The 9,344-nt window shown below is 74.3% G+C and carries 2 protein-coding genes; both read left to right on the forward strand.

Annotated features, from left to right (window positions below; all coding sequences use genetic code 11):
• The coding region (locus E1289_RS33945) for a type I polyketide synthase (RefSeq protein WP_131987650.1) at positions 1-7,621 on the forward strand (7,621 nt) is incomplete at its 5' end.
• 44 nt (positions 7,622-7,665) lie between these two features.
• Positions 7,666-9,344: beta-ketoacyl synthase N-terminal-like domain-containing protein (locus E1289_RS33950; protein WP_207929330.1), on the forward strand; the 1,679-nt coding region annotated here is incomplete at its 3' end.

Consider the following 9,344-nt stretch of genomic DNA (forward strand, 5'->3'; position numbering starts at 1 on the left):
ACTCCAAGACGACCCCATCCTCACCACCGGCACACTCCACCGCGACAACGGCGGCTGGACCCAACTCCTCACCAACCTCGCCACCCTCCACACCCAAGGCTTCACAACCGACTGGACCCGAATCCTCGACACCATCGGCGTCCCACGGCCCACGACCCCGCCCGCACTGCCCACCTACGCCTTCCAGCACCGGCGGTACTGGCTGGACGGCAGGGGGCGCAGGGCCGGGGACGTCGCCGAGGCGGGGCTGACCCCCGCGGACCATCCGCTGATCGGCGCCATGGTCAAGCTCGCCGGTGGCGGCGAGATCGTCCTGACGGGCCGGGTGTCCAAGGGTTCGCATCCGTGGCTCGCCGACCATGTCGTGGCCGGATCGGCGCTGCTGCCGGGTTCGGCGTTCGTGGAGCTGGCGGTGCACGCCGGGCGGCTGGTGGGCTGCGGCCGGGTGGAGGCGCTGACGCTGGAGGCGCCGATGGCGCTGCCCGACCGTGGCGGCGTCGGGCTGCAGGTGGTCGTCGGGGCGGCCGACGAGCGGGGGCGGCGCGCGGTCACCGTCTATTCACGGCCGGAACAGAGCGCGGACGACCTCCCGTGGATCCGCCATGCGGGCGGGGTGGTGACGGCCGAAAGCCCGGCCGTCGTCCCGCCCGACATGACGTTCTGGCCGCCTGCCGAGGCGCAGCCGGTCGACACGGAGGGCTGCTACGCGGCGCTGGCGCGGCTCGGCTACGAGTACGGACCCGCCTTCCAGGGGCTGCGGCGCGCCTGGCGCCATGGCGAGGACCTGCTCGCCGAAGTGGCGCTGCCCGACGGCGGCGACGCGCCACGGTTCGGCGTCCATCCCGCTCTCCTGGACGCTTGCCTGCACATCGTCGGCCTGGCCGTGCTCGACCGCGCCGAACGGGAGGTGGACCTGCCGTTCGACTGGAACGGCGTGTCGCTGTTCCTCTCCGGGGCCGGGGCGGCGCGGGTGCGGGTGTCCCCGAGCGGCCCGCGCACGGTGACGGTCTCCGTGGCCGACGAGACCGGCCGGCCGGTCATGTCGGTGGAGTCGCTGACGATGCGGCCGGTCCGCGCCGAGGACCTCCGGCACGGCCGGGACGCCGGTCACCACCTCTTCACCCTGGAGTGGACACCGCTGCCGGAACGGCAGCCGGAAGGCCAGGCCCCGGACGGGTGGGTGCTCCTCGGAGCCGACGAAGCAGGGCTCACGCATACTTTCGGGCCCGGCCTCGACGCGTTCGCCGACTTGGACGCTTTGAGGGAGGCGATCGACGGCGGCGCGGACGTTCCCGACACCGTCGTGACCGTCTGCTCCGGTCAGGGAACCGGCGGCCTCGCCGAAGCGGCGCGCACGGCCGGCACCGCCGCGCTCGGACTCGTGCGCGCCTGGCTGGAAGACCAGCGCTGGGCGGCTTCCCGGCTGGTCGTCGTCACGCGGGCCGCGGTGTCCACCCGCACGGGCGAGGATGTCGCCGACCTGGCCGCCGCCCCGGTGTGGGGGCTGGTCCGCGCGGCCCAGTCGGAGAACCCCGGCCGGTTCCTGCTGGTCGACATCGACGATGACCCGGATTCCGCGAGCCTGCTGCCCGGCCTGGCGGCGATGGCGTCCATCTCGGGTGAGACGCAGGTCGCCGTCCGGCGGGGGACGGTGCTGGTGCCCCGCCTGGCGACCGCGTCCCCCGGCGAGGACTCCCGCCCGGCCCTGCTGGACCCCGACGGCACGGTCCTCATCACCGGGGGCACCGGGCTGGTCGGCAGCCGGATCGCCCACCACCTGGTGGCGGCCCACGGCGCCCGGCACGTCATCCTGGCGAGCCGCCAAGGGCCCGGCGCGGCGGGTGCGGCGGAGCTGCGGGACCGGCTGGCCGAGCTGGGCGCCGAGGTCACGGTGGCCGCCTGCGACGCCGCCGACCGCGGACGGCTCGCGGACCTGCTGGCGGGCGTTCCGGCCGCGCATCCGCTGACCGCCGTGGTCCACGCGGCGGGCGTGATCGATGACGCGGTGGTGGGCTCCCTGACGCCCGAGCGGATGGCGCGGGTGGCCCGCCCGAAGATCGACGCCGCCGTCAACCTGCACGAGCTGACCCGGCACGCGGACCTGGCGCTGTTCGCGCTGTTCTCGTCGGCCGCGGGGATCATCGGGACCCCCGGCCAGGGGAACTACGCGGCGGCGAACGCCTTCCTGGACGCGCTGGCCGCGCACCGGCGGGCGGCGGGCCTGCCGGGGACCTCCCTCGCCTGGGGGCTGTGGGAGGAGACCAGCCGGATGACCGCGCATCTGGGGGCGGCCGAGCTGTCCCGGGTCGAGCGCGGCGGCCTGGTCCGGTTGCGGTCGGCGCAGGGGGCGGCGCTGTTCGACGCCGCCTGCGCGGCGGGCGAGGCACTGGTGGCTCCCGTTCCGCTGGACATCGCGGCGTTGCGCGCCCGCGCGGCCGAGGGTGCGCTGCCCGCCCTGTTCCGCAGGCTCGTGCCCGTGCCCCTCCGGCGCGCGGACGAGACCGGAGCGGCACGACCGGACGGCTCGCTCGCGCGGCGGCTGGCCGGGCTGCCCGAGGCGGAGCAGCGGGAGGCGCTGCTCGACCTGACGCGCGGTCACGTGATGGCGGTGCTGCGGCGCGACGCGGCCCAGGGCATGCCGGCGGACCGCGCGTTCCAGGATCTCGGGTTCGATTCGCTGACCGCGATCGAGCTGCGGAACCGGCTGAGCGCCGCCACGGGGCTGGCGCTGCCGGCCACGCTGGTCTTCGACCATCCGACACCGCGGGACGTCGCCGGTCATCTGCGTGACCTGCTGGCCGGGGCGCGGCACGCCCCGGCGGCCACGGCCGCCGCGGGGAGGGCCGCCGACGAGCCGGTCGCGATCGTGGCGATGGCCTGCCGCTACCCGGGCGGCATCCACTCCCCCGAGGAGCTCTGGCGGTTCGTGGAGGCGGGCCGGGACGGAGTATCGGCGTTCCCCACCGACCGCGGCTGGGACCTGGAGCGGCTCTACCATCCCGATCCCGCGCACTCCGGTACCACCTATGCCCGCGAGGGCGGGTTCGTGTACGACGCCGCCGAGTTCGACCCCGAGTTCTTCGAGATCTCGCCCCGGGAGGCGGCGGCGATGGACCCGCAGCAGCGGCTGCTGCTGGAGGTCGCCTGGGAGGCCCTGGAGAACGCCGGCATCCCGCCCGCCTCGCTGAAGTCCAGCTCGACCGGCGTCTTCACGGGGCTGATGTACCAGGACTACATGACGCTCCCGGAGCAGTTCACCGACACCACCGCGGGATACTCCCTGACCGGGACGTCGGGCAGCGCGGCGTCGGGGCGCATCTCCTACGTGTTCGGCCTGGAGGGGCCGGCCCTGACGGTGGACACCGCCTGCTCCTCCTCGCTGGTGGCGCTGCACCTGGCGTGCCAGGCCCTGCGCCGGGGGGAATGCGACCTCGCGCTCGCCGGCGGGGCCACCATCATGGCCACCCCCACCCTGTTCGTGGAGTTCTCCCGGCAGCGGGGACTGGCCCCCGACGGCCGGTGCAAGCCGTTCGCGGCCGCCGCCGACGGCGCGGGCTGGTCCGAGGGGGTCGGGCTCCTGGTGGTCGAGCGGCTCTCCGACGCCCGGCGCAACGGCCACCCGGTGCTGGCGGTGGTGCGCGGCTCGGCGGTGAACCAGGACGGCGCCAGCAACGGGCTGACCGCGCCCAACGGCCCGTCCCAGCGGCGTGTGATCGCGCAGGCGCTCGCCGACTCGGGCCTGGGCGCCGCCGACGTCGACGCGGTCGAGGCCCACGGCACCGGCACCACCCTCGGCGACCCCATCGAGGCCCAGGCGCTCCTCACCGCCTACGGCCAGGACCGTGACCGGCCGCTGTGGCTCGGATCGATCAAGTCCAACCTCGGGCACACCCAGGCCGCCGCCGGCGTCGCCGGAGTCATCAAGATGGTCCTGGCGATCAACCACGGACTGCTCCCGCGCACCCTGCACGTCGACCGGCCAACGCCGCACGTCGACTGGAGCGCTGGGGCGGTGAGCCTGCTCACCGAGGCGGTCCCCTGGCCCGACACCGGACGGCCGCGCCGCGCGGCCGTCTCGTCGTTCAGCATCAGCGGCACCAACGCGCACACCATCATCGAGCAGGCTCCCGCCGAGCGGCCCCCCGCCGAGCCGGTCCCGGCCGGGGCGGGGCCGCTGCCCCTGCTGGTGTCGGCCGCGAGCGAAGCCGGCCTGCGCGGGCAGGCGAGACGGCTGGCGGAGTTCGTGCGGGAACGTCCGGACGCGGATCCCGTCGCCGTCGCCGGCGCCCTGGCGACCAGGCGCGCGACGCTGCGGCACCGCGCCGTCGTGCTCGCCTCCGACGTCTCCCGGCTGCCGGACGAACTGTCGGCGCTCGCCGCCGGAACCCCCTCCGCCGGGGTGATCGAGGGCGTCGCCGACCTGAACGGCAAGGTCGCCTTCGTCTTCCCCGGGCAGGGCGCCCAGTGGGAGGGCATGGCCACGGCGCTGATGGAGGAGTCCACGGAGTTCGCCGAGCACATCGCCCGCTGCGAGCGGGCACTCGCACCGCACGTGTCCTGGTCGCTGGGCGAGGTGCTGCGCGGCGCGCCCGCCGCTCCCGGCCTGGAACGCGTCGACGTCGTCCAGCCGGTCCTGTTCGCGGTCATGGTGGCCCTGGCCGAGCTGTGGCGCGCGTACGGCGTGGAGCCCGCGGCCGTCGCCGGCCACTCCCAGGGCGAGATCGCCGCCGCTTACGTCGCCGGCGCCCTCTCCCTGGACGACGCGGCCAAGGTGGTGGCCCTGCGCAGCCAGGCCCTGCGCGAGCTGGCCGGGGACGGGGCCATGGCGTCGGTCGCGCTGCCCGCCGCCGAGATCGAGCAGCGGCTCGCCCGCCGGGACGGCGAACTCACGCTCGCGGCGGTGAACGGCCCCGCCTCCAGCGTGGTCTCCGGCGCCCCCGGGGCCGTCGACGCGTTCCTCGCCGAATGCGGCGGCGAGGGGATCCGCACGAACCGCGTCAGCGTCGACTACGCCTCCCACTCCCCGCAGGTCGACCGCATCCGGCCCGCGCTGCTCGAAGCCCTCGCCGGCATCGCGCCGCGTCCGTCGCGCATCCCGTTCTTCTCCACCGTCACCGGCGACCGGCTCGACACCACCGGGCTGGACGCCGCCTACTGGTACGGCAACCTGCGCCGGCCCGTGCAGCTCGAACGGAGCGTGCACGGCCTGATCGGACAGGGCCACGACGCCCTCATCGAGGTCAGCCCGCATCCCGCGCTCGCCACCGGCCTCCAGGACACCATCGACGACCTCGGCGCCCACGCGGTCGTCATCCCGACACTCCAGCGCGGACAGGGGGAGCTGGCCCGGTTCCTCTCCGGCGCCGCCCACGCCCACACCCGCGGGATCACCGTCGACTGGGCAGGCCGCTTCTTCTCCGGCGCGCTGCCCCCCGTGGCGCTGCCCACCTACGCCTTCCAGCGGCGCCGCTACTGGCTGGAGGGTCCCGGCCCGAAGGCCGCCCCCTCCCCCGGTGACGACGACGCGCACTTCTGGAGCGCGGTCGAGCGCGAGGACATCGACGCCCTCGCCGCGATGCTGGAGCCGAACGGGTCCACCCCACCGCTGGAGGCGCTGAAGCCCGCGCTGCCGGTGCTGTCCTCGTGGCGCCGCAGGCATCGTGAGCGGTCCGAAGTGGACTCGTGGTGCTACCGGGTCACCTGGAAGAGGCTCGCCGATCCCGCCGTATCCGCGCTCCCCGGCCGGTGGCTGCTCGTCGCGCCCCGGGCCGGCGACGCGTGGCAGGACGCCTGCCACGAGGCGATGAGCGACCTCGCCGGTGCCGAGATCGTCCGCCTGGAGGTCGATGCCGGGTCTCTCGACCGCACGGCGCTGGGGGAACGCCTCACCGGCCTGTCCGACGGGCTCCGGGGGGTGGTCTCGCTGCTCGCCCTGGGCGACCGCGACGCGCTCACCGGAACCACGACGCTCCTCCAGGCCCTCGGCGACGCCGGGATCGACGCGCCGCTCTGGTGCGTCACCCGGCGGGCCGTGTCCGCCGATCCGCTGGACACCGCGGACGATCCCGCGCAGGCGCGGATCTGGGGGCTGGGCCGGGTGGCGGCGCTGGAGCACGCCGACCGCTGGGGCGGCCTGATCGACCTGCCGGAAACGCCTGACGAAACGGCACGGGCGCGGTTCGCGGGCGTCCTCGCCGGTACCGACGGAGAGGACCAGATCGCGATCCGGCCCATGGGGGTCCTCGCCTGCCGGCTGGTGCGGGCCGCCGATCCGGGCGGGCCGGAGCGGGCCGGCTGGCGGCCGCGCGGCACCGTCCTCGTCACCGGCGGAACCGGCGCACTGGGAGCGCACGTCGCCCGCTGGCTGGCGCGCGGCGGGGCCGAGCGGCTCGTCCTGGTCAGCCGCCGCGGCCCCGACGCCCCCGGCGCCGGGGAGCTCCGGTCCGAGCTGCGGGCGCTCGGTGCCGAGCCGACCTTCGCGGCCTGCGACGCGGCGGACCGCACCGCGCTGGAGGCGGTCATCGCGGAGATCCCCGACGAGCATCCGCTGACCGCGGTCGTGCACACCGCGGGCGTCCTGGACGACGGCGTGATCGACGCCCTGACCCCGGACCGGCTGGCGGGGGTGCTGCGCCCCAAGGCCGACGCCGCCGCGCATCTCGACGAGCTGACCCGGGACAGGGACCTGTCCGCGTTCGTGCTGTTCTCCTCCGCGGCCGGGGTCCTCGGGAGCCCCGGGCAGGCCAACTACGCGGCGGCGAACTCCGGCCTGGACGCGCTCGCCCGGCGCCGCCGCGCCCAGGGGCTCCCGGCCCTGTCCGTGGCGTGGGGCGAATGGGGCGGCGGCGGCATGGCGGACGACGAGAGCGCGCGGGCCAACCTGCGCAGGAGCGGGTTCTCCGGCATGGACCCGGAGATGGCGATCGCCGCGCTCCAGCGGGCGCTGGACCGGGACGAGACCTGCCTCACCGTCGCCGCCGTCGACTGGGAACGGCTCTGGGCGGCGTTCGCCCCCACCCGCCGGATCCCGCTGCTCTCCGACCTGCCGGAGATCCAGCAGATCACGCGCTCCTCCGGACCGGCCCCCGAAGCGGACCCGGGGGCGGCGGCGGCGCTGCGCCGACGCCTCCTCGGCGCAGCCCGCCCGGAGCAGGAAGCGATCCTGGTGGACCTGGTCAAAGCCACCGCCGCCGCCGTCCTCGGCCACGTGTCCGGCGACGACGTACCGACCCGGCAGACCTTCAAGGAACTGGGCTTCGACTCGGTCTCCGCCCTTCAGTTCCGCAACCACCTCACCCGCGAGATCGGGGTGAAATTGCCCAGCACCCTGGTGTTCGACCATCCCAGCCCGCAGGCACTGGCGCAGTACCTGAGAACGACCATCGCCGACGACCCCGGAAACGGAACCGGGATCATCGCACAACTCGACGATCTTTCCAATTCCGTCGCCATGGCGAGTCTTTCCGCGGCCGAGCAGAAGACCGTTTCGTGGCGGCTCCAGGCGCTGCTGTCGAAATTCGAGGACGCGGGCGGGGCGCCCGAAGAGCCCGTCAGCGAACTGGAGTCCGCGACCGCGGACGAGGTACTCGACATCATCAGAGAAGAATTCGGCAGATCCTGATCCACCGCCACGCCTTTGCCCGCATCCTTTGGAGTTCGGTTCAGATGGGGAATGAGCAGCAGCTTCTCGACCACCTCAAATGGATGACCGCAGAGCTGCGGCAATCGCGCAGGCGGCTGCACGAGGCCGAGTCGAGCATGCGGGAACCGATCGCCGTCGTCGGGATGGCCTGCCGGTTCCCGGGGGACGCGTCGTCCCCCGAGGACCTGTGGCGGCTGCTCGACAGCGGCGCCGACGCCATGTCCGGCTTCCCCACCGACCGCGGCTGGGACCTCGAACGGCTCCACTCCCCGGACCCCGAGCGCCCCGGGACGAGCTATGTCCGCGAGGGCGGGTTCCTGTACGACGCCGGCGACTTCGATGCCGACCTGTTCGGGATCAGCCCGCGCGAGGCGCTGGCCATGGATCCGCAGCAGCGGCTGCTGCTGGAGGGGGCCTGGGAGACCGTCGAACGCGCCGGCATCGCTCCCGCGTCACTGCGCGGCAGCCGGACCGGCGTCTTCATCGGGACCAACGCGCAGGACTACGCCCAGTTGCTCCTCGCGGACACGTCCCGCAGGCTCGAAGGCCATATCAGTCTCGGCAACGCGGCCAGCGTCGTCTCCGGACGGCTCGCGTACACGTTCGGGCTGGAGGGGCCCGCGGTGACCATCGACACCGCCTGCTCCTCCTCCCTGGTGGCCCTCCACCTGGCCTGCCAGGCACTGCGCCAGGGGGACTGCTCGCTGAGCCTGGTCGGAGGCGTGGCCATCATGTCGACGCCCGGCATCTTCGTGGAGTTCTCCCGCCAGCGGGTCCTCGCGCCGGACGCGCGCTGCAAGCCGTTCGCGGCGGCGGCCGACGGTACCGCCTGGTCCGAAGGCGTGGGGCTCCTCCTCGTCGAGCGTCTTTCCGACGCACAGCGCAACGGGCATCCGGTGCTTGCGGTGATCCGTGGTTCGGCGGTGAACCAGGACGGGGCGAGCAACGGTCTGACGGCGCCGAACGGCCCGTCCCAGCAGCGGGTGATCGAGGAGGCGCTGGCCGGCGCCCGCCTCGCACCCGATGACATCGACGCGATCGAAGCGCACGGCACCGGCACGGCACTGGGCGACCCCATCGAGGCCGAAGCGCTGATCGCGAGCTATGGCAGGCATCGTGACCGGCCGCTGTGGCTGGGATCGGTCAAGTCGAACATCGGCCACACCCAGGCCGCCGCCGGTGTCGCCGGTGTCATCAAGATGGTGCAGGCCCTCAATCACGGGATCCTGCCGCGGACGCTGCATGTTGACGAGCCGACGCCGCACGTGGACTGGTCCGCGGGGATGGTCGAGCTGCTCATCGACCAGATGCTTTGGCCCGACACCGGGCAGCCCCGCCGCGCCGCCATCTCCTCCTTCGGCATCAGCGGAACCAACGCCCACCTCATCCTCGAACAAGCCCCCACAAGCACAGACACCGAAACCGCACCCACGCCCTTAACGCTCCAGACCGGCACGGATGTAGAGGCGCAGGCCAGGGAGACCCCTGAGCCGGACGTACTGCCGTGGCTGCTGTCGGCCAAGACTGAGGCGGGTCTGGCCGCCCAAGCGCGGCGCCTGGCCGAGCACCTGGACGCCCACCCCGACCTGGACCCCGGTGAAGTGGCCTGGGCGCTGGCCACCACCCGCTCCACCCTGGACCACCGCGCCGTCATCACCGGCAACCCAGCCGCACTGCGCGAAGGGCTGGAGGCGTTGGCGGC

It is taken from the genome of Actinomadura sp. 6K520, assembly GCF_004349245.1.
In the GTDB taxonomy this organism is placed as follows: Bacteria; Actinomycetota; Actinomycetes; order Streptosporangiales; family Streptosporangiaceae; genus Spirillospora.